Origin of the sequence: Collinsella aerofaciens (assembly GCF_015560135.1) — a bacterium.
Taxonomy (GTDB): domain Bacteria; phylum Actinomycetota; class Coriobacteriia; order Coriobacteriales; family Coriobacteriaceae; genus Collinsella; species Collinsella aerofaciens_AN.
This window is the reverse complement of sequence record NZ_JADMRH010000002.1, coordinates 43,862-62,797: the sequence shown is the minus strand read 5'-3', so window position 1 is coordinate 62,797 and position 18,936 is coordinate 43,862. Positions and strand designations below refer to the sequence as shown.

General features: G+C 59.7%; 19 protein-coding genes. 8 read left to right on the top strand and 11 right to left on the bottom strand.

From position 1 onward, the window contains the following. Positions 1-48 precede the first annotated feature (48 nt). From I2H19_RS01290 to I2H19_RS01260, 7 genes are all read right to left on the bottom strand, one after another. The gene (locus I2H19_RS01290; protein WP_195620837.1) at positions 49-906 is read right to left on the bottom strand and encodes an HAD-IIB family hydrolase; all 858 of its coding nucleotides are present in this window, start codon (positions 904-906) and stop codon (positions 49-51) included. A gap of 116 nt (positions 907-1,022) precedes the next feature. Next, positions 1,023-2,285 (bottom strand): MFS transporter, encoded by a 1,263-nt coding sequence (locus I2H19_RS01285; RefSeq protein ID WP_195620836.1) that lies wholly within the window; start codon positions 2,283-2,285, stop codon positions 1,023-1,025. A 100-nt stretch (positions 2,286-2,385) separates the two neighbouring features. Further along, positions 2,386-3,048 carry a TetR/AcrR family transcriptional regulator gene (locus I2H19_RS01280; RefSeq protein ID WP_195620834.1) on the bottom strand — a complete coding sequence of 221 codons (663 nt, stop codon included), beginning with the start codon at positions 3,046-3,048 and terminating at the stop codon, positions 2,386-2,388. A 74-nt stretch (positions 3,049-3,122) separates the two neighbouring features. Continuing rightward, entirely contained in the window at positions 3,123-3,461 is a 339-nt protein-coding gene (locus I2H19_RS01275) for a P-II family nitrogen regulator (RefSeq protein WP_117629936.1), read from the bottom strand. Positions 3,462-3,669: 208 nt separating this feature from the next. After that, entirely contained in the window at positions 3,670-4,947 is a 1,278-nt protein-coding gene (locus I2H19_RS01270; RefSeq protein WP_195620832.1) for an ammonium transporter, read from the bottom strand. 198 nt (positions 4,948-5,145) lie between these two features. Continuing rightward, positions 5,146-6,165, bottom strand: coding sequence for a putative ABC transporter permease (locus tag I2H19_RS01265; protein ID WP_271745388.1), 1,020 nt, complete (start codon positions 6,163-6,165; stop codon positions 5,146-5,148). Between the two features lie 3 nt (positions 6,166-6,168). Beyond that, entirely contained in the window at positions 6,169-6,726 is a 558-nt protein-coding gene (locus tag I2H19_RS01260; protein ID WP_195620829.1) for an HD domain-containing protein, read from the bottom strand. A gap of 228 nt (positions 6,727-6,954) precedes the next feature. Here I2H19_RS01260 and I2H19_RS01255 point away from each other — a divergent pair, with 228 nt between their 5' ends. The 6 genes from I2H19_RS01255 (at position 6,955) to I2H19_RS01230 (ending at position 13,437) form a co-directional block, all read left to right on the top strand. Further along, on the top strand, positions 6,955-8,736 hold the full coding sequence (locus I2H19_RS01255; protein WP_195620827.1) for a 1-deoxy-D-xylulose-5-phosphate synthase: 1,782 nt from the start codon (positions 6,955-6,957) through the stop codon (positions 8,734-8,736). Positions 8,737-9,115: 379 nt separating this feature from the next. After that, complete coding sequence (locus tag I2H19_RS01250; RefSeq protein WP_022094656.1) at positions 9,116-10,111, top strand: glutamate ABC transporter substrate-binding protein; 996 nt, start codon at positions 9,116-9,118, stop codon at positions 10,109-10,111. Between the two features lie 138 nt (positions 10,112-10,249). Further along, the gene (locus tag I2H19_RS01245) at positions 10,250-10,909 is read left to right on the top strand and encodes an amino acid ABC transporter permease (RefSeq protein ID WP_195620825.1); all 660 of its coding nucleotides are present in this window, start codon (positions 10,250-10,252) and stop codon (positions 10,907-10,909) included. Beyond that, complete coding sequence (locus I2H19_RS01240; protein ID WP_195620823.1) at positions 10,906-11,739, top strand: amino acid ABC transporter permease; 834 nt, start codon at positions 10,906-10,908, stop codon at positions 11,737-11,739. Before I2H19_RS01245 ends, I2H19_RS01240 begins: the two co-directional genes overlap by 4 nt. Positions 11,740-11,775: 36 nt before the next feature. Beyond that, positions 11,776-12,540: an amino acid ABC transporter ATP-binding protein gene (locus I2H19_RS01235; protein ID WP_022094659.1), complete on the top strand. Its 765-nt coding sequence runs from the start codon at positions 11,776-11,778 to the stop codon at positions 12,538-12,540. Between the two features lie 87 nt (positions 12,541-12,627). Continuing rightward, the gene (locus I2H19_RS01230) at positions 12,628-13,437 is read left to right on the top strand and encodes a gamma-glutamyl-gamma-aminobutyrate hydrolase family protein (RefSeq protein WP_195620822.1); all 810 of its coding nucleotides are present in this window, start codon (positions 12,628-12,630) and stop codon (positions 13,435-13,437) included. A gap of 105 nt (positions 13,438-13,542) precedes the next feature. On the opposite strand, the gene I2H19_RS01225 is transcribed toward I2H19_RS01230, so the two are convergent. The 4 genes from I2H19_RS01225 to I2H19_RS01210 form a co-directional block, all read right to left on the bottom strand. Beyond that, positions 13,543-13,899 carry an Hpt domain-containing protein gene (locus tag I2H19_RS01225; RefSeq protein ID WP_229089719.1) on the bottom strand — a complete coding sequence of 119 codons (357 nt, stop codon included), beginning with the start codon at positions 13,897-13,899 and terminating at the stop codon, positions 13,543-13,545. A 23-nt stretch (positions 13,900-13,922) separates the two neighbouring features. Next, positions 13,923-14,753: an HD-GYP domain-containing protein gene (locus I2H19_RS01220; protein WP_195620821.1), complete on the bottom strand. Its 831-nt coding sequence runs from the start codon at positions 14,751-14,753 to the stop codon at positions 13,923-13,925. Then, positions 14,750-15,802 carry a diguanylate cyclase gene (locus tag I2H19_RS01215; protein WP_195620820.1) on the bottom strand — a complete coding sequence of 351 codons (1,053 nt, stop codon included), beginning with the start codon at positions 15,800-15,802 and terminating at the stop codon, positions 14,750-14,752. Before I2H19_RS01215 ends, I2H19_RS01220 begins: the two co-directional genes overlap by 4 nt. A 211-nt stretch (positions 15,803-16,013) precedes the next feature. Further along, on the bottom strand, positions 16,014-16,811 hold the full coding sequence (locus I2H19_RS01210) for an alpha/beta fold hydrolase (RefSeq protein WP_195620814.1): 798 nt from the start codon (positions 16,809-16,811) through the stop codon (positions 16,014-16,016). Between the two features lie 225 nt (positions 16,812-17,036). Between I2H19_RS01210 and I2H19_RS01205 the strand changes: the two genes are divergently transcribed. Continuing rightward, a complete protein-coding gene (locus I2H19_RS01205) occupies positions 17,037-17,813 on the top strand; it encodes a radical SAM protein (RefSeq protein ID WP_195620812.1) in 777 nt (258 codons plus the stop codon). A 160-nt stretch (positions 17,814-17,973) separates the two neighbouring features. Continuing rightward, positions 17,974-18,861: a type I methionyl aminopeptidase gene (gene map, locus I2H19_RS01200; RefSeq protein ID WP_117816942.1), complete on the top strand. Its 888-nt coding sequence runs from the start codon at positions 17,974-17,976 to the stop codon at positions 18,859-18,861. Positions 18,862-18,936: the final 75 nt, after the last annotated feature.

The following is an 18,936-nucleotide window of genomic DNA, read 5'->3' as shown; positions in this document are numbered from 1 at the left end:
GTAAAGGCAATATTTAGATTGTGGCAAAGGGACTGTCCCTTTGTCACATTATTCGATGACGGTGCGGGAGTTTTGCTTGCGCATGGTGGCGAGCATGTGTTTGGGGACGGCATGGACCATGCAGCTGCCGATGGTCACGCTCGCGGCGGCCTTAGCTGCATCGCTAGCGTTTTTGGTCGCGTAGCTGTGGCGGAAGCGTTTGAGCATGGCGATATCGTTGCCGCCGTCGCCGTAGACCGCGACCTCGTCCTCGGCAATACCGTAGTAGCCCGCCAGCCATGCCACGCTCTCGCCCTTGTTGCACGCCACGTCCGTAATTTCGAACATCACCGGATCGAACGGCGCGTTGACCACGCGGTCCGAGCGCTCGGCAAGATAGGCCTTAAGGTCACGCTCCAGCTCGGGCGAGGTCACGCGACAATTGATCTTGCATACATCGTGACGCAAGATATCGCTGATCGACTGGTCGAAATACTGCTCCTCGTGATACCCGCCACGTGCACGCATACCGCGCATCACAATACGCTTGATGGGGCTGTCCTTTTTAAAGCCCGCCTGATGCATCTCGAACGATCCGCTCGAAAACATGCCGTCGGGCGTGGAGCAGTCAAAACAGATATCCGGAAACTCCTTGAGCAGCTCCTCGGTGATCTGCGGATCGATGGTCCAGGTCTTGAGCACCTTGCCATGACTGTCGCGCACGATGGAGCCGTTAGAGCAGCAGGCATCGAGCGCCAGCCCCGTAAAGCCATGCTCGCCGATCGGCAGCGTCGAGCGTCCGGTCGCGGGAACCACATGCAGGCCAGCCTCGATCAGCTCGCGAATGGCACGGCGGATGGTCCCATCCGCCTCATGCAGGGCGTTAAGCAGCGTTCCGTCTAAGTCACTCGCGAACATCTTGATCATGGGCATGCCTCTCCTTCGTCTGCACGTTATTTTAGACGAAAGAGAAGCATGCCCATGCAAGGGTGTTCCAACGCGCCAGGACATTCGCTTCCGCAAAGCAACGGTGCCCCAGCGCGTTAAGACAATCGCCACAAGCGACTTTTCAGCCGATAAAGCAGCGCCGTCGTCAACGTCAGCACCGCCAGCATGCCTGCGAACACAATCGCCGGTGTCCATCGATCATATGCAACCCCGTACGTCAATTGGCCGATAGGTATTGCGCAGGAAAGGACCATGTAAACGACCGAAAGCACTTTTCCGCAGAGCTCAGTCGGCGCTACCCGCTGAACAAACGCGATGATTTCAACCGACGTAATGCTCGCCCACACCATGACCCATGCCGAACCAACCGCAAACACGGTGAACACGCATACATCTACGCCGAACAGCAGCGTAACAATAATCGGCGCGACTCCAAAACAGATCATCGCAACATATCGACATATGCCATTGAAAGAAAAACGATGCGGCCAAATGCCGACCAAGCCACTGCCGGCAAGACCACCCAAGCCCATAGCCACCTCAACTATCCCAACGCAGGACGATTGCATGCCGAGATGCTTTGTAACAATAATGGGAGCGCCAATCATTAGCCCAACCAACGCAAGGTTCAAAACTGCCGCAAGCAAAATCACAGCGACCAATAATGCATTTTGCAACAGATACCGAATCGACTCCCGATAATCGTTTCGGCATGTCGTACGAGTCGCGCCGTCTCCCATCGTGTCAGATGAGGCATTTTGCTTGAGTGCGACCCCAAACAAGAGAGCTGAAATCGCAAACGTTACCGACGCGATTGTGCAAAGAGCATCGATGCCAAAGCACCCATAGACTGCCGTCCCGACCACAGGACCCAAGATATTGCTCACCATGGTCACCTGCGAAACCAATGCAGTGGCCCGCTCAACCTTCTTTTCACCCGCCATGCGCACCGTCTCAATTTGGAGTATTGGCTTTAGCAGCGATTGAGCGCCATATTGAACACAAAGTATCGCTACTACGACGACCGCAAGAGGCAACGAGCGCTTCATGGGGATAGACAGCAGTGATGCAGTCATCAGAGCAATGCCGAGGGCCACGAGGACCTCGCGATGTCTTCCCCTATCCGCCAAGATTCCGCCAACCGGAGTTGCAAGTACGCCGGGTATGAACGCTATCGCCGCGACGACGCCATATAACGTTGACGATCCACTGCGATCGAACAAGTAAAGTGGATACGCAAAGCACAGCGCCGACAGCATCGAATACGTGCACAGCTGCGCAACCAGAAGTTCCGCGAGCCTGATTGACCGCACTGTTTTTGATTTCAACGAGACACCGACGTCTCTCAGCCCAGCCATAAGCCCACCCCCTATACATACCACTAGTATGTATTTAATGACTTGAAAAGGGCAGCCGTGGCTACCCTCACAAATCAATTACATATCGTTGGTATCTATATTACCACCCGGCGCGGTCCCATACGTCCCAAATCTGCGCCGTTGTCTGAAGCACTTCATTACCCAAATCGAGCCCCACCGCGGCAGCCATCTGCGCCAAACATTGTGTGCGAGCGAGCATTCGCTCCTTGGGCTCGAGCGGACGGAACAATGGCAGCAGCCAAAGATTCGCCAACAACGATACGGCCTCCGCCGCTTCGCGCGGGCATTCGCACGCAATGGAGCCGTCGGCGATGCCCTCCTCGATCACTGGCAAGAGACAGCCATCGGCCGACTCGTCAAATGAGCCCTGGTACTGCATCGCCAGTAGGCGCGAGCTTTTTACCGGATCTGCTGCAGGACGCATACGTGCCCATAGCTCAATTTGTGGAACAACGGACTCGGGAGCGTAAAGCCTTTTTAGCTTTTGGGCGCCGGTCATATTACCGACGCCAAGCATCGAGCGACGGTGCTCAACAATCGGAGCCATTGCCCGATCAAATGCGGCGTTGAAAATCTCCTCTTTGCTCTTGAAGTGATGATAGACAGCGCCTTTGGTCATGCCATCGAGACGGTCAACGATATCTTGAATGCTCGTCCCCTCATAACCCTGTGCGCAGAATAGCTCCAGTGCCGCGTCGAGAATCTTCGCGACCGTCTCCTCGGGATATTTATTGCGACCCATAATCCGCCCATCCGCAACACAAGCCTTATGCCTCACTGCAGTATTTTAACGTTGCAGATGACAGACGGTCGGCCCTACACCGCGGCGGGGCCGTGTTCGCCGGTGCGAATGCGGATGACTTCTTCGACCGGCTCGACCCAAATCTTGCCGTCGCCGACGGCACCGGTGCGAGCGGCGTTGCAGATGATGTCAACGATACCGTCGACATGCTCGTCGGCGCAGATAAGGGTGAACTGTACCTTAGGGATGGTATTGACGAGCAGTTCGTTGCCGCGAACGTATTCCTTCCAGCCATGCTGCGCGCCGCAGCCCTGCACCTGGTTGATAGTCATACCGCGAACATCAGCAGCAAACAGCGCGTCTTTGAGAACCTCAAGCTTCTCAGCACGAACGATCGCCGTAATTTTCTTCATAGTGAATTCCTCTCAATAATCAACGTATCCCTTTACATGAGACGCGGGTTTCCCAGGTGCCGTAAACCAACCTCAGAGATCAAAAAAGTTCAACTGACTGGTCTTAGCAGGTTTCCCAAGTGCCGCAGATTGCCGTGAAAGAGGAGCGAAGCGTACTTAAGTACGTGAGCGACGATTGAACGGCAAGGTGCGGTGCTTGGGGAAGCTGCTAATCGAGTCCGGAGAATGAGGGGTATGCGCTCTCGCCGTGCTGACTCGCATCCAGGCCCAGCGCCTCGTCGGCCTCGTCCACGCGCAAGCTACCGTGGAACAGAGCCTTGACCACTGCGGCGATCACCAAATCGAGCACCAGCACAATAGCGACCGTCACCACAATGCCCAAAATCTGCGAGATGAGCAGAGAAACGTCGCCCGTGTAGAACAGGCCACCCTTACCGGTCCACGAGAGCTCCGGCACGCAGAACAGGCCCGTGAGCACACCGCCCAAGATGCCGCCGATACCGTGGCAACCGAACGCGTCGAGCGCATCGTCGTAGCCGAACTTGGTCTTAAGATGGCTGATGGCCAGATAGCAGACGGGCGATACGATCAGGCCCATGACCAGCGCCGCCCACGGCTCGACAAAGCCCGCACCCGGCGTAACCACCACAAGGCCCGCAACCAAACCGGTGCTGGCACCCACCAGCGTGGGACGACCGGTGTGCACGCGCTCGACGACAAGCCACGAGACCATGCCCGCCGCGCTGGCCGTCACGGTGTTGAGGATGGCGAGTGCCGCCACGGCGTCGGCCTTAAACTCGCTGCCGCCGTTAAAGCCAAACCAGCCAAACCAAAGCAGGCCGGCGCCCAGCGCCACAAACGGCACGTTATGCGGACGGTAGCTCACCATGCCAAAGCCGCGACGACGGCCGAGCATTAAGCAGAGAATCAGGCCCGTGAGACCGGACGAAATGTGTACCACGTCGCCGCCGGCAAAGTCGAGCGCGCCGATGATGTCGCCGATAAAGGAACCATCGCCGCCCCAAACCATGTGGGCGAGCGGCGCATAGACCACGAGCAGCCAAATGCCCAGGAAGGCCGTCATGGCCCCAAACTTAACGCGACCGGCCAAGCTGCCCGTGACGATAGCTGCCGTGATCATGGCAAACGCCATCTGGAAGGCGATGTTGATGATCTGAGGGTAGACGGCACCGTCCGCAGCATTGCCCTCGGCCGCCTGCAGCACCTGGTTGAGCACCGGCAGGCACAGCAGCTGGTCAAGGCCTCCAATAAACGGACTCGAGCCGTCGCCGCCGTAGGCCAGCGACCAGCCGGCAACAATCCACAGCACGCCCACCAAGCCAATGACTCCAAAGCACATAAGCATGGTGTTGATGACATTTTTGCGCCTGGACAGGCCGCCATAGAAAAACGCCAGACCCGGTGTCATTAAAAACACGAGCATGGTGCAGATGAGCATAAACGTTGTCGATCCCGTATCGTACATTCGCTCCCCCTTGGTCGCATGAACGTTGTCGGCGCTCATGATGCGGCCGAGGGCCAACTGGTGTAGACCAGATACGGCGTTGTTAAACGCTGCGTTGTCGAATGGAAACGGTGCCGCAATCTTGGAAACGGCACGGCAACGGGCGCGAAACGAACGGGAAACGTGCGAACGAGAAGGGCGCGCTTGGCTCCGCTCTGGCTAGCGCCGGAACAGCTCGCGGGCTCGGTCGCGGAGGTCGGTAGCTCGGATGACGCCCTCGTAACGATTGATGCGCAGACGCGGGAAGGCGTTAAAGAAGCGTAGGTCGCGGCGGCTGAGTGACACGCTCGGCACCGGACGGCTCATGCGCTTGCCGGTACGGAGACGGGTGAGCGACGGACGGGGCACGCTCGGCGCGGCATCGGCCACGCGGCGGGCAGCGAGCGCCAGGCCGCGAGCACCATCCGAGATAAACGTCGGCATCGAAGCCTTCTCGCGCAGGGCATCGAGCGCCGCGTCGCCCAGCTCGGCCAGCCAAGCGTTAACGGCGCGACCGCGGATATGCGTCTGCGCCACTGAGTCGATCGCCGAATCGGGAATACGTTCGAGCATAGAGTCGGAGGCGTCGGCAAGCGACTCATTGATGCGGTCGGCAAGGTCGGCACGCACACGCTCAAGCTGATCGGACAGGCGGCGCCAGCTGGCCAACGAGCACACCACATCGACCATCATCGCGACCGCGACGATAAAGGCGGACAGCCGCACAATCAGCACCGGCAGATGGCCAAGCAGCCCCAGCAATGCCGGCTCCACTAAACGGCAAATACACAACGCACCCAAGCCAAACGCGCAGGCCCAGTACAGGCAGATGCGTCCGTGCAGGTTAAACGGCAGGTGCGAATAGTCCCAAAAGCGAGCGCCCTTTGTTTTTTCCAACAGCACGCCCACACTGTACTCGATTGCGCTGCATACAAGCGCCGCGGCGACAAACTGGCTCGAGGCATCCGGAATCCCGCGCAACAGCAGCCAGCAGGCAATGCCGCCCGCGCCATAGATTGGGCAGCACGGCCCCAGCAAAAAGCCACTGTTGGCAAATCGTCCGTGGTTGAGCATGGCGCAGACTGTCGATTCCCATGCCCAACCGCAAAAACCGTAGAAGGCAAACGAGAGTACCAGCGCCGAGGGCGGACAGGCGGCAAGCGTCGCGCCGTCAAATGCCATGTCGATCGCGGTCCCCACCGTCTACCCTCTCCTCTTCTCGCTCGAATCTTTGCTCGAGCCGTCGCTCGAGCCCTCGCTCAAATCGTTCGCGCCGTCTTTGCGCGGCAGGCGGCCTGCGACCGTCTCACGCAGAGCACACCATTTATCCGCCAGGCAAACAATCCACGCCTCGCGACACGTCGGCGGCACGGGCACCAGCGGAAACATATGCCGCACGATGATATTCCGCTCGCGCAACGTCAGCTCAAAATCTTCCTCGGCACGCGCCAGGGCAAAAAACGGATGCCGAAATCCGTGCAGGCGATGGCTCGGATCGGGATCGTGCCAGTCATAGAGAAAGTAATCGTGTAACAAGGCTCCGCGCAGCAGCGAGGCACGGTCGATCGAAATGCCAGCACGGCCCAAGTGCTCGGCAAAGGACAGACTTGCCCGTGCCACCGAGGTCACATGTGCATAGACCGTCACGTCGCCATGCTGGATAAACTCGCGCGTCAGGTCCAAGCGGCCCGCCTGGGCGAGCTGGCGGGCGGCATCGTCGACCTCGTGCGCGATTTTCTCGGCACGAACGGCATCGGACATGCTGCCTCCTTCCAGCGGCTCACGGCGGCAAGCCACGGCCTGTGCACAATCGATAAAAACATCATGGAACACATCAGTATGGCATCGGACAAAACGTTTTGCCCCACCAGTTGGCGAATTACCGCGCCGCCGTCACATATCAAACGCCAAAATGTGCGAGACTGTCTTGTGCAATTGTGTCGGCCGAGGGAGCGCCGACGCTCGATTCGCATGGAGTAACCCACAACGATGCTGCTTACGCAAACGACAACGCCCGAGGACGTCAAGGCTCTTAATCGTGCCGAGCTCCCGCAGCTCTGCGACGAGATTCGCCACGCCATCCTCGAAAGCTCCGCCGCCGTCGGCGGGCACGTTGCCCCCAACCTGGGCGTCGTTGAGCTTACGGTCGCGCTCCATCGCGTGTTTAACTCCCCTATCGACAAGATTGTCTTTGACGTTTCGCACCAGACCTACGCCCACAAGGCGCTGACTGGGCGCGCGTACACTTATATCGATCCTGAGCGCTTTGGCGAGGCCTCTGGCTTTGCCAATCCCGACGAGTCCGAGCATGACCTGTTCGCCATGGGCCACACCTCCACATCGGTGAGCCTGGGCTGCGGCCTGGCGCACGCTCGTGACCTGGCGGGCGATGCGTACAACGTCATTACCGTTATTGGCGACGGCTCGCTTTCGGGCGGCCTGGCGTTTGAGGGCTTTAACAATGCCGCCGAACTCGATAGCAACCTGATCATCATCGTCAACGATAACGACCAGTCCATTGCCGAGAACCATGGCGGCCTGTATCGCAATCTGGCCGAGCTGCGCGCCAGCAACGGCACCTGTGAGCGCAACATTTTCCGCGCGATGGGGCTCGATTACCGCTATCTGGACGCCGGTAACGATGTGTTGGCCCTCGTCGACGCGCTGCAGGAGCTGCGCGATATCGATCACCCCATCGTGCTGCACGTCTCGACCGCCAAGGGCAAGGGCTTTGAGCCAGCCCAGAGCGACCCCGAGCGCTGGCACCACGTGGGTCCGTTTGACATGGCGACCGGGCGCAAGCTTTGCCCGGGCCATCCGAGCGAGCCTGCGCCGCGCACCTATGCCGACATTACGGGCGAGGCGCTCAGCGCCGCCATCAAGCGCGATCCGCAGGTCGTGGGCATCACGGCCGCCACGCCCTACATCATGGGCTTTACACCCGAGCTTCGCGCTGCCGCCGGCAAACAGTTCGTCGATGTGGGCATTGCCGAGGAGCACGCCGTGACCTTTGCCACCGCGCTTGCACGCTCGGGCGCCAAGCCAGTCTTTGGTGTGTACGGCACGTTTTTGCAGCGCGCCTACGACGAACTGTGGCACGACCTGTGCCTCAACGACGCCCCGGCAACCATTTTGGTGTTTGGTGCGTCAATCTTTGGCACCACATCCGAGACGCACCTCTCGTTCTTTGATATTTCCATGCTGGGCGGTCTTCCCAACATGCACTACTTGGCGCCGGCCTGCATGGAGGAATATCTGTCCATGCTGAGCTGGTCGCTCGACCACCGCGAGCATCCCGTGGCAATCCGCGTACCGGGCATCGGCCTGGTAAGCCGCCCCGACCTTGCGCCCGCCGAAGACACCGACTACAGCGCCGTTCGCTATAACGTGGTGCGTCAGGGCCGCGACGTTGCCGTGCTCGCGCTCGGCGATTTCTTTGAGCTGGGTGAGCGCGTGGCAAACCGTTTGGCCGCCGAGTACGGTATCGAGGCCACGCTCGTCAACCCGCGCTTTGCAACCGAGCTCGACCGCGAGTTCCTCGACAGCCTTGCCGCCGAGCATCGCGTTGTCGTCACCCTCGAGGACGGCGTCTTGGACGGTGGCTGGGGCGAGCGCGTCGCGTGCTATCTGGCCTGCACGCCTGTGCGCACGCGCACCTTCGGCATCGCCAAGGGCTTCCCCGACCGCTACGACCCTAACGAGCTGCTCGCTCAGAACGGCATGACGGTCGAGAACATGGCCGCCGAAGCCGTAAGGCTACTCAACGAGTAAGAAAACCTCCGCAAGGGAAGCATCCCTGCGGAGGTTTTTGTTTTCACGACGCGATTATCTTAACCTGTAACATCTATGGCCCGAATTTCCGTCTAACTGTTACAGATTGAGACAAAACAGCAAGGCAGGCCGCCACATCTGCAAGAACCACCACAAAGGTGCCTGTCCCCTTTGTGGTGGATTTCAAAGCACTATCTCAGCTGCAATAATCGACGTTTGCCCAGATAAAACCTGCCAAAATAAACCTGTCCCTTTTTGGTAGGTAGAATTACCCATAAGGTAAGTATGTTTCTGAGTTATTTCGTGTTGACCCATTTGAGCGCGATAGGGTATAACTCTACTCAACCGCTAGGGATTTTATTAAGAAAGGTGTTCTACCATGAGCAAGAACCTCTCCCAGCAGGTCGTTCTCGACCGCCGCGGCTTCGTTGCCGCCACCTTCGCAACCGTCGCCGGCCTTGGTCTTGCCGGCTGCTCTGACACCAGCGCCGAGGCCGACAAGGGTTCCGCCGCCGGCTCCTCCAAGGGCTCCGAGGATACCGAGGTTTCCGCCACGCTCGATGCCAAGGCGTTCGACAAGCTCGTTAACGACGGCCCCAAGGCCGATGACGACGCCATCGCCGCCAGCACCTGGGCGACGGCCGTCAAGGACGCCGGCGTCTTTAAGATCGGTGGCGTTCAGACCTCCACGCTCTTCTCCCTCCTCAACGAGAAAGACGGTCAGACCCGCGGCTTCGATGCCGGTATCGCACAGCTCCTGTCCAACTACATTCTGGGCGAGAACAAGGTCGAGATCACCCAGGTGACCTCGGACACGCGCGAGTCCGTCCTGCAGAACGGCCAGGTCGACGCCGTCTTTGCCACCTACACCATCACCGACGAGCGCAAGAAGCTCGTCTCCTTTGCCGGTCCCTACTACTACACCCAGCAGGCTATCCTGGTGCTCGCCGATAACGACGACATCAAGAGCGTCGACGACCTGGCCGACAAGAACGTCGCCGTCCAGTCTGGCTCCAACGGCCCCGCCATCCTGGAGGAGTTCGCTCCCAAGGCCAGCCAGCAGGAGTTCAAGACCGACGAGGAGGCCCGCCAGGCACTCCAGCAGGGCCGCGTTGACGCCTATGTCATCGATAACAACATGCAGCAGAGCGCCCTGGTCCGCGAGCCCGGTAAGTACAAGATCGCCGGCAAGCCCTTCGGCAGCAAGGAGCCCTATGGCATCGGTCTGCCGCTCGATTCCGACGGCGTCGCCTTTGTCAACGACTTCCTTAAGAAGATCGAGGACGACGGCACCTGGACTGAGCTGTGGCAGATCTGCATCGGTGACCGTACAGGTGACACCAATGTTCCCGAGCTGCCCGAGATCGGCGCCTAGGCAGCGAGCCTGGTAACGGCCGCAACGAAACCATACGGAAACGCATGATGCGCTTTATTGCGGTAAACTGTTTCCTCACTGAGTTGTCGGGGCTTCCGTACACACGGGAGCCCCTTTCCTTACCGGCGGGAGGTCCGCATGAGTCTCTCCGAACTCTGGTCGCTCTATGGCCAGAACTATATCGACGCGCTTCTAGCGACCTGGGGCATGACGCTTGAGTCGTTTGCCATCGCCATGGTGCTGGCCGTCGCCGTCACCGTGATACGCGTGTCGCCACTCAAGCCACTGCGCGTCTTTGGCGACCTGTATGTCCAGGTCTTTCGTAACATCCCCGGCATCGCGCTGCTCATTATCGTCGTCTACGCGCTGCCGCCGCTCAAGGTCGTCCTGCCCTACCGCACCTGCGTTATCGTCGCTACGGTGCTCTTGGGTTCTGCCTTTGGTTCCGAGAACTTTATGAGCGGCATCAACACCGTCGGCGTCGGCCAGGTGGAAGCAGCACGTTCTCTCGGCATGAGCTTTAACCGTATCCTCGCCAAAATCGTGATTCCGCAGGCGCTGCGCTCGAGCGTGCTGCCCATGACCAACCTCTTTATCGCCGTCATGCTCACCACTGCGCTCGGCAGCCAGGTGCCGCTTAAGCCGCAGGAGCTCACCGGCGTGGTGAGCTATATCAACACGCGCTCACTTGGCGGCGTCGCCGCGTTCTTTATCTCGGCGCTCGGCTACCTGGGCACGGCCTTTGTGGTGAGCCACATTGGCAACTACATCGATAAGAAGGTGAGGATCCTCCGATGAGCAAGCACTCCTCCCCTGCGCTTACCATGCGCGATGCGCTCTACGAGGCTCCCGGCCCCAAGATGCGCACCAAGATTCGCATCGGCACCGCCATCTCGCTTGTTGCCGTCGCCGCGCTCGCCGTACTGGTACTGCAGCGCTTTTATGTGACCGGTCAGCTTTCGGTCCACTATTGGTATTTCTTTACGCACCTCACCACCTGGAAGTTCTTGCTTGCCGGCTTTGAGGGCACCGTTAAAGTCGCACTCACCGCCGGTGTCATTGCGCTGGTGCTGGGCCTGGCCCTTATGCTCGGCCGCACGAGCGACATTAAGCCGCTGCAGCTGGTCTGCCGCGTGCTCACCGATTTCTTCCGTGGCGTACCGAGCCTGCTGTTCATCTACTTCTTCTTTTTGGTGCTGCCCCAGTACAAGATCGCGCTGCCGTCGTTTTGGATGCTCACGCTTCCCGTCGCGCTCGCCGCAGCCGGCGTACTTGCCGAGATCTTCCGTGCCGGCGTTAACGCCGTGCCGCGCGGCCAGGTCGAAGCCGCCCAGGCGCTCGGTCTCTCCAAGGCTAAAATCACCTTTAAAATCGTGTTGCCGCAGGCCATTCGGTTTATCATTCCGTCGTTGATTTCGCAGCTTGTGGTCGTAGTCAAAGACACCACCGTCGCCTATGTGGTGAGCTACCCCGACCTCATGCAAAACGCCCGCGTGCTCATTACCAACTACGACGCCCTCGTGTCGGTCTACCTGGTTATCGCGGTCATCTACATCCTCATCAACGTCGCGATCAACAAGGCCGCTGTCTACGTTTCGCACAAGACCGGCGCGACCATCATCCGCTAACGCTTTACCATTTCGAGTCACAAGGAGCCGAGCACCATGGCACAGAGCACTTCTTCTACCGGCAATCAGCCGCTGATCGAGCTCAGGCACGTCGATAAGCACTATGGCGACCTGCACGTCCTCAACGACATCAATCTCTCGGTCGACCGCGGCGAGGTCGTCGTTGTGATCGGTCCCTCGGGCTCGGGCAAGTCGACCATGTGCCGCACCATCAACCGCCTGGAAACCATCGACTCGGGCGAGATCCTCATCGAGGGTGAGCCCCTGCCGCAGGAAGGCAAGGATCTTGCCCGCATGCGCGCCGAACTGGGCATGGTGTTTCAGCAGTTCAACCTGTTCGCACATATGACCGTACTGCAGAACGTCATGCTGGGGCCGGTCGATGTGCTGGGCGTCTCCAAGGACGAGGCCCGTGAGCGCGCCATGGACCTGCTGGGCCGCGTGGGCGTGGCCGAGCAGGCCGATAAGGTGCCCGCACAGCTCTCGGGCGGCCAGCAGCAGCGCGTGGCCATCGCCCGCTCGCTTGCCATGCAACCCAAGGCCATGCTCTTTGACGAGCCCACAAGCGCCCTCGATCCCGAAATGATCAACGAGGTGCTCGAGGTCATGGTGCGCTTGGCGCAGCAGGGCATGACGATGATCGTCATCACGCACGAGATGAACTTCGCCCGCCGCGTTGCCGATCGCGTCGTGTTTATGGCCGACGGCCAGATCGTGGAAACCGGCACACCCGACGAGTTCTTCGACCATCCCCAGACCAAGCGCGCCCAGGACTTCCTCAACTCCATCAAGGGCCACTAACCCAATTGCCACGCGGGCAAATTCATCAGTAACGTTTGTCCCGCGCCACCCCTGTGCCATGTCCACCCGGATTCGAAAGCCGCAACCATGATCGGAACCCGCACCTCATCGTCCTACAACCCGCATGTCGACGTCGACCCCGCCGACCGCCCACTCATCCTCGTCGCACCACGTTGGGAAGAGGCAAAGCCGTTTTTGAGCGAGACGCTCTCCCCCAACGAGGAAATCGCAAGTGTCTTTGTCGATGCCATTCTTGCCGCCGGCGGCCTGCCGCTGCAGATGTCCATCACCGAGGACATTGAGGTTATCCGTCATTACGTCGATATCGCCGACGGCATCGCTATTCCCGGCGGCCCGGACGTCAACCCCAAGCGCTGGGGCGACGAGCGCCCCTACGACCCCACACTGTGCTGCGAGATTCGCGACCGTTTTGAGTTTAAGCTGGTTAACGAGGTGCTCCGCGCCAAAAAGCCACTCTTTACCACCTGCCGCGGCACGCAGCTGCTCAACGTCGCCACCGGCGGCACCCTGTGCATGGACGTGCCGAGCCTGGGTGCGCGCGAGGGTCGCACGCAGTGGCGTCACACCCACGTGCTCAACGATCCCGTGCACCCCGTCGAGGTCGTGCCGGGCTCGCTGCTGGAACGCGCGGTTGGCGGGCACAGACTAATCCAGACCAACTCCGCACACCACTGCTGCGTCGACCGTCTGGGTAAAAGCACGCGCTTGGTCGCCAAAGCAACCGACGGCGTTCCCGAGTGCATCGAGGTCGAAGGCCAGCCATTCTGCCTGGGCGTGCAATGGCACCCTGAGTACACGTGGAAGACGCTCGAGACCGACTTTAACCTCTGGAAGTCGTTTGTCGAGGCAGCGGCCAAGGTTAAACAGGCCCGCTAGCCCGCGAACCACAAAACAGATAAGGGCGCCCCGCCGGCCACATGGTCCGGCGGGGCGCCCTTTCACCTATATGTGGCCGGCAAGCAGCCCAAGGCTCGCAAGCTCTTATTCAGCCGCCTCGCGCAAGGCCGACAACGTGGCCGCATATTGCTGCTGCAGCGCATGCATTCCCTCGCGAGCGCCGTCAACGGTATCGGCGCCGCGCAGCGCCTCGGTCACCACGACCGCCGGCTCGTACAGATTATCGAATCCCAGGTTCTGGCTCACGCCCTTGAGCGTGTGCGCTGCCATAAAGGCACCTTCGGCGTCGCCTGCCGCCATGGCGGCCTCCAGCTTGTCCATGCTCTCGTCATCCAAAAACTTGAGGGCAAAGCGGGCAAGCATTTCCTCTCCCATCAGCCGAGCGCACGCGTCATCATAATTAGCGCCGATCTTCTCATACGCCTCACGCATGGAAATCATGGATTAAAACTCCTTAGGTCAAACTAAATCGTGGGAAACGCGACAACGTCGGCGGGGCGTGCCAACGTCTCGGCAATACGGTCTTGCACCTCGAGCAGACAGTCGAGCAACAGCGGGTTAAAGGTGCCGCACTTACCGTCCAGGATCATCTGGATCGCCTCCTTGTGCGGAATAGCGTCCTTGTACACACGCACGCTCGTCAGGGCATCGTACACGTCGGCCACCGAGACCACCTGCGCGGCAATGGGAATATCGTCGCCCTTAAGGCCATCGGGATAGCCCTTGCCGTCCCAACGCTCGTGGTGCCAACGCGCAATCTGGTACGCATATTCCATAAGCGCATTGCCGACGTGATGGCGACCCAGCTCAAACAGCATGTTGGCGCCGATCGTGGTATGCGTCTTCATAATCTCGAACTCCTCGGACGTAAGGCGTCCGGGTTTGTTGAGAATTGCATCGTCAATCGCCATCTTGCCGATATCGTGCAGCGCCGAAGCCAGGGCAATCGTAGAGCGTTCCTCATTGTCGAGGGAGATGGTGTCGCTACGCTGGACCAGACAGCCAAGCAGCAGCTCGGTCAGCTTCTCGATGTTCGTAACGTGTCTGCCGCTCTCGCCGTTGCGAAGCTCCATGACGCCGGCCATGATGTCGATGAGCATGCGACTGTTCTTGACGCGCTCGTTGTACTGCTGGGACAGCAGGCTCGTCAGGCGGCGCTGTTTGGCGTATAGGCGGATGGTGTTGCTTACACGGCGGCACACGACACGGGAGTCAAACGGGCGGTTGATATAGTCCGAGGCGCCCAGCTCGTACGCGCGCAGAACCATATCATCGGAATCTTCGCTCGAAATCATGATAAAAGGCGATTGTCGATACCCGATCGGCGCGACAGATCAGCCAGCACCTCAAAGCCGCTTATGCCCGGCATGACAATATCCAGCAGCACGAGCGACAACTCATCGCCATAGCGGTCGACCATGTCGAGCGCCGTACGACCGTTGTCGGCCTCCAGGATGCAATACTCGTCCTTGAGCATCTCGTTGAGAATGGCTCGGTTCATCTCGGAGTCATCAACAATAAGCACCAAAGGCTTTTCGCTTTGGAAGGCCTCGATGGAATCGGCATCGGTCACGACCGTACCGGCTTTTGCCTTAGCGCGGCTCAATAACTGGACAGCGCGGCCAACGCCCTCATCGACCGTCTCGCCATGAATGCGAACGCCACCAACACATGCCGTCAAGCTCACGTACTCATGGCCCGGAACAATCGTGGAACGAACGGCATCGGACACCTGATGCAGGCGACGGGTGAAGTCATCGGAGGGAATATTGGGCATGACGACCACAAACTTGTCGCAGCCATAGCGTACGAGCTCGTCAGTCGAACGAATTCCGCTGCGTATGGCCGTCGCCACAGCACCGAGCGCAAGGTCGCCGGCATGACGGCCACACGTATCGTTGAAGACCCTAAAATCATCAAGGTCGATCACCGCAACGCCGGCATTCATGCGGGCGCTACGGAGCTTTTCCTCGTAATATCGGCGATTGCGCACGCTCGTCAGCACGTCGGTGTAGACAAGGTCCTCTTCTGCAGCCTCTTGCTCATCGATCGGACGCACCATCAGTAAGACATGAGGCTCGCCCTCGACCTTCAGAGGGCGCAGGCGGGCGCGGTACTCAACACCATCGTTGAGCAGTTGCTCCGACACCTCATCGGAATCTGCCAAGGCCTCAAGACTCGACTGACGCAAACAAGGGCACCGATTGCCGGCGAGCAGGCAGTTAGGCTCGCTCTTAATCTGATCGGCCGACAGCAAACGCACCACGGGGTAGGTCTTCGCGACGCGGGCGACCTCGGCGGCAGCCTCCTCGTCGGTTAGATTGACCTCGTGATTATTGAGCATATGGGGCCCTTTCTATCGTTACGCACGGCAACAGTGCATATCAATTGGTACAAGGGTAACATCTAACAGCTGAAGGCAAACGCGCGATTATCGTTACATTTTTATGACCTGGCAAGCGGCGATAATGGAGCCGCGGGCGCGCGCTTATGGGCGCATTCGTTAACAATGACGAAACGCTAACAGCCCCTCTCCCCGCAGGTCATCGAGCGTGCTAACGCTCCAAGACATCGCGAACGGCGTTTGCCGCCGTAACGGGGCGATCGCGCAGACCGTTATGCGCGCCCGGGATCGTCACAAGGGGGCAATCGAGATATTCGGCAGCCGCTCGCGTGCCAGCCTCGCGGGGCGTGCCAACCGAGAGCTCGCCCAAGAACACGGCCGACACCGCCTTTGACGCGCGGGCGCGCTCCCAGTCGGGAGCATATGTCATATTTGTTCCGTATTCATTGGCCATAAAGCAACGACCATTGCGCAGGGCATGTTTGACTTCCGCTTCGGTCGTCCCAGGAGCCTCGGGATCCAAGTCGCCGAGGGCTCCCAAGAAAAGCCGGAGCGCCCTTGAAACCTTTCCAGCCGCAATCATATCGAGCAAAACCGGAGCTGCGCCCATGCCGACGCCTTCGGCCGACACAGCCGGCTCATGCAGAATCGCACGGGCGACGAGATGGGGTTCGGTGCGAAGAAGCTCCAGCGCCACCAACGTACCGGCGCTGTGCGCAAGCACATTTGTCGGAGCGCCAACGTGTTCGATCACGGCCTGCAGGTCGGCGGCCTGAGTGGCAAGATCATAGCTGCCGTCTGCCGCTTCGCTGCTGCCACCACAGCCGCGGCGATCGTAGGCAATTACGCGGTAGTTGCGGCTGAGCTCACAAGCGATGCCGTCGAAAAATGTGCCGTCGACACAAGCACCGTGCACGCACACCAAGGCAGGAGTATCAGGCAACACATCCGGGCCGGCATATTCGCGACAGGCAATCGTGGTGCCCGCATTCTCGACCGTAAAATCCATGTTGTGCCCCCATCATCAACGCCCATCCAGTTGCACGTCAGTACGGCTGGATAGACCCGCGTTGCCATACGCCTTGTTAACAGATTAACTGTACCCGACCCGAGGCTTTTCATGACACGGCATCATGAGCGACGTGAAAAAACGAAACTTGTAAAGCAAGAGCCCGTGCCTTGCTTTGGAGCCGATGCTATGCTTAGGCACAATTGTCTTGAGGAGCATATGCCTATGTCTACGTTTTTGAATGCCAGCCCCATCTTTGGGCCCGTTCGCAGCCGTCGCCTTGGTCTCTCGCTCGGCGTCAACATGATGCCGGCCAGCGGCAAAATCTGCACGTTCGACTGCATTTACTGCGAAAACGGCCTCAACGCCGAGCGCCCCTGCCATGAGCCGTACAACACGGCCGCCGTGGTACTCGACGCGCTCGAGGCAAAGCTGCGCGAGATGGCAGCCGAGGGCGAGCTCCCCGATGTGATCACCTTCGCAGGCAACGGCGAGCCCACCGCCGCACCGGAGTTTCCGCAGGCCATCGCCGGCGCCGTCGCGCTGCGCGACGAGCTTGCCCCAAACTCTAAGATCGCCGTACTCTCCAACGGCACGCGCGCCGACCGCCCCGAGGTGCACGACGCGCTCATGATGGTCGACGACAACATCCTCAAGCTCGATACCGTCGACCCGGCGTTTATCCAGCTGCTTGACCAGCCTGTTGGCCCCTACGACGTCGAGCACCAGATCGAGACGTTCGCAAGCTTTGACGGTCACGTTATTATCCAGACGATCTTTTTGACCGGCGAGTACCGGGGCAAGTCTATCGATAACACCGGCGAGGAGTACGTCGGCCCCTGGCTCGCGGCGCTTGAGCGCATTCGCCCACAAGAAGCGACCATCTACACGGTGGCGCGCGAGACACCGATCGCCGGCCTTACCAAAGCAGCGCCCGAGGTGCTCGACGCCATTGCCGCGCGCGTCCAAGCCCTCGGCATCCCCTGCCAGGTGAGCTACTAGCAAAACCACGCAGCAGCTAGTGCCCGCCATCCCGCCCCATCAGTTGCGGTGATATAGTTCCTATTTAAGCGTTTTAACAGCACAAATAGGAACTATATCACCGCAACTTTTATGGATGCGTGGGTGGGCTATACTAGCTGCGAATGAAAGGAAGTTAGCCATGTTTGACAATGGACCCGTGCCCGGCCGCAACGACGCCTGCTGGTGCGGCAGCGGCAAAAAATATAAGAAATGCCATAGCGCCTTTGATGAGCGCCTTGAGCGCCTGTGGGAAGAGGGCTGGGAGGTCCTGCCCCGCACGCTCTACAAGACGCCCGCCGATATCGAGGGCATCAAGCGCTCGGCAGCCATCAACGTGGGCGTGCTCGATTATGTGGGCGAGCATATCGCCGCAGGCATGACCACCAACCAGATCGACCAGATGATCTATGACTACACCGTCGAGCACGGCGGCACACCGGCAGACCTCAACTACGAGGGCTACCCCAAAAGCGTGTGCACCTCGATCAACGACGTCGTCTGCCACGGTATCCCCTGCGATACGGACGTGCTGCACGAGGGCGACATCATCAACGTGGACTGTTCCACGATCCTGGACGGTTACTTTAGTGATTCGAGCCGCATGTTCTGCATCGGCGAGGTCTCTGCCGAGCGCCAGCGCCTGGTCGACGTCACCCGCGCCAGCGTGGAGGCGGGCTTGGCAGCCGTCAAGCCATGGCTGCCGCTGTCCGTTATGGCCGAGGCCGTGCAAAAGACGGTCGAGGACGCCGGCTTTAGCGTGGTGCGCGAGTACGGCGGACACGGCATCGGTAAGGAGTTCCACGAGGACCCGTTTGTGGGCTTTACCACCGAGGCACCCGATGTGGACACCATCATGGCCCCGGGTATGGTCTTTACCATCGAGCCCATGGTCAACGCCGGAGCGCCCGACATCAAGATCAGCAAGGGCGATGGCTGGTGCGTGCGCACCAAGGACGGCAGCGATTCGGCCCAGTGCGAGGTACAGCTCGTGGTGACCGAGGACGGTTACGAGCTGCTCAGCTGGTAGCCCGGCGTTTTATTTGAACGTTTTGCCTGATACAGCCTGCCAATAATAAACCTGTCCCTTTTTGGCAGGCTGAGC

Excerpts from the sequence above, each read along its gene's own strand:
- I2H19_RS01290 (WP_195620837.1), bottom strand. The coding sequence starts at position 906 with ATGATCAAGATGTTCGCGAGTGACTTAGACGGAACGCTGCTTAACGCC.
- I2H19_RS01285 (WP_195620836.1), bottom strand. The coding sequence starts at position 2,285 with ATGGCTGGGCTGAGAGACGTCGGTGTCTCGTTGAAATCAAAAACAGTG.
- I2H19_RS01280 (WP_195620834.1), bottom strand. The coding sequence starts at position 3,048 with ATGGGTCGCAATAAATATCCCGAGGAGACGGTCGCGAAGATTCTCGAC.
- I2H19_RS01275 (WP_117629936.1), bottom strand. The coding sequence starts at position 3,461 with ATGAAGAAAATTACGGCGATCGTTCGTGCTGAGAAGCTTGAGGTTCTC.
- I2H19_RS01270 (WP_195620832.1), bottom strand. The coding sequence starts at position 4,947 with ATGTACGATACGGGATCGACAACGTTTATGCTCATCTGCACCATGCTC.
- I2H19_RS01260 (WP_195620829.1), bottom strand. The coding sequence starts at position 6,726 with ATGTCCGATGCCGTTCGTGCCGAGAAAATCGCGCACGAGGTCGACGAT.
- I2H19_RS01255 (WP_195620827.1), top strand. The coding sequence starts at position 6,955 with ATGCTGCTTACGCAAACGACAACGCCCGAGGACGTCAAGGCTCTTAAT.
- I2H19_RS01250 (WP_022094656.1), top strand. The coding sequence starts at position 9,116 with ATGAGCAAGAACCTCTCCCAGCAGGTCGTTCTCGACCGCCGCGGCTTC.
- I2H19_RS01245 (WP_195620825.1), top strand. The coding sequence starts at position 10,250 with ATGAGTCTCTCCGAACTCTGGTCGCTCTATGGCCAGAACTATATCGAC.
- I2H19_RS01240 (WP_195620823.1), top strand. The coding sequence starts at position 10,906 with ATGAGCAAGCACTCCTCCCCTGCGCTTACCATGCGCGATGCGCTCTAC.
- I2H19_RS01235 (WP_022094659.1), top strand. The coding sequence starts at position 11,776 with ATGGCACAGAGCACTTCTTCTACCGGCAATCAGCCGCTGATCGAGCTC.
- I2H19_RS01230 (WP_195620822.1), top strand. The coding sequence starts at position 12,628 with ATGATCGGAACCCGCACCTCATCGTCCTACAACCCGCATGTCGACGTC.
- I2H19_RS01225 (WP_229089719.1), bottom strand. The coding sequence starts at position 13,899 with ATGATTTCCATGCGTGAGGCGTATGAGAAGATCGGCGCTAATTATGAT.
- I2H19_RS01220 (WP_195620821.1), bottom strand. The coding sequence starts at position 14,753 with ATGATTTCGAGCGAAGATTCCGATGATATGGTTCTGCGCGCGTACGAG.
- I2H19_RS01215 (WP_195620820.1), bottom strand. The coding sequence starts at position 15,802 with ATGCTCAATAATCACGAGGTCAATCTAACCGACGAGGAGGCTGCCGCC.
- I2H19_RS01210 (WP_195620814.1), bottom strand. The coding sequence starts at position 16,811 with ATGGATTTTACGGTCGAGAATGCGGGCACCACGATTGCCTGTCGCGAA.
- I2H19_RS01205 (WP_195620812.1), top strand. The coding sequence starts at position 17,037 with ATGTCTACGTTTTTGAATGCCAGCCCCATCTTTGGGCCCGTTCGCAGC.
- map (WP_117816942.1), top strand. The coding sequence starts at position 17,974 with ATGTTTGACAATGGACCCGTGCCCGGCCGCAACGACGCCTGCTGGTGC.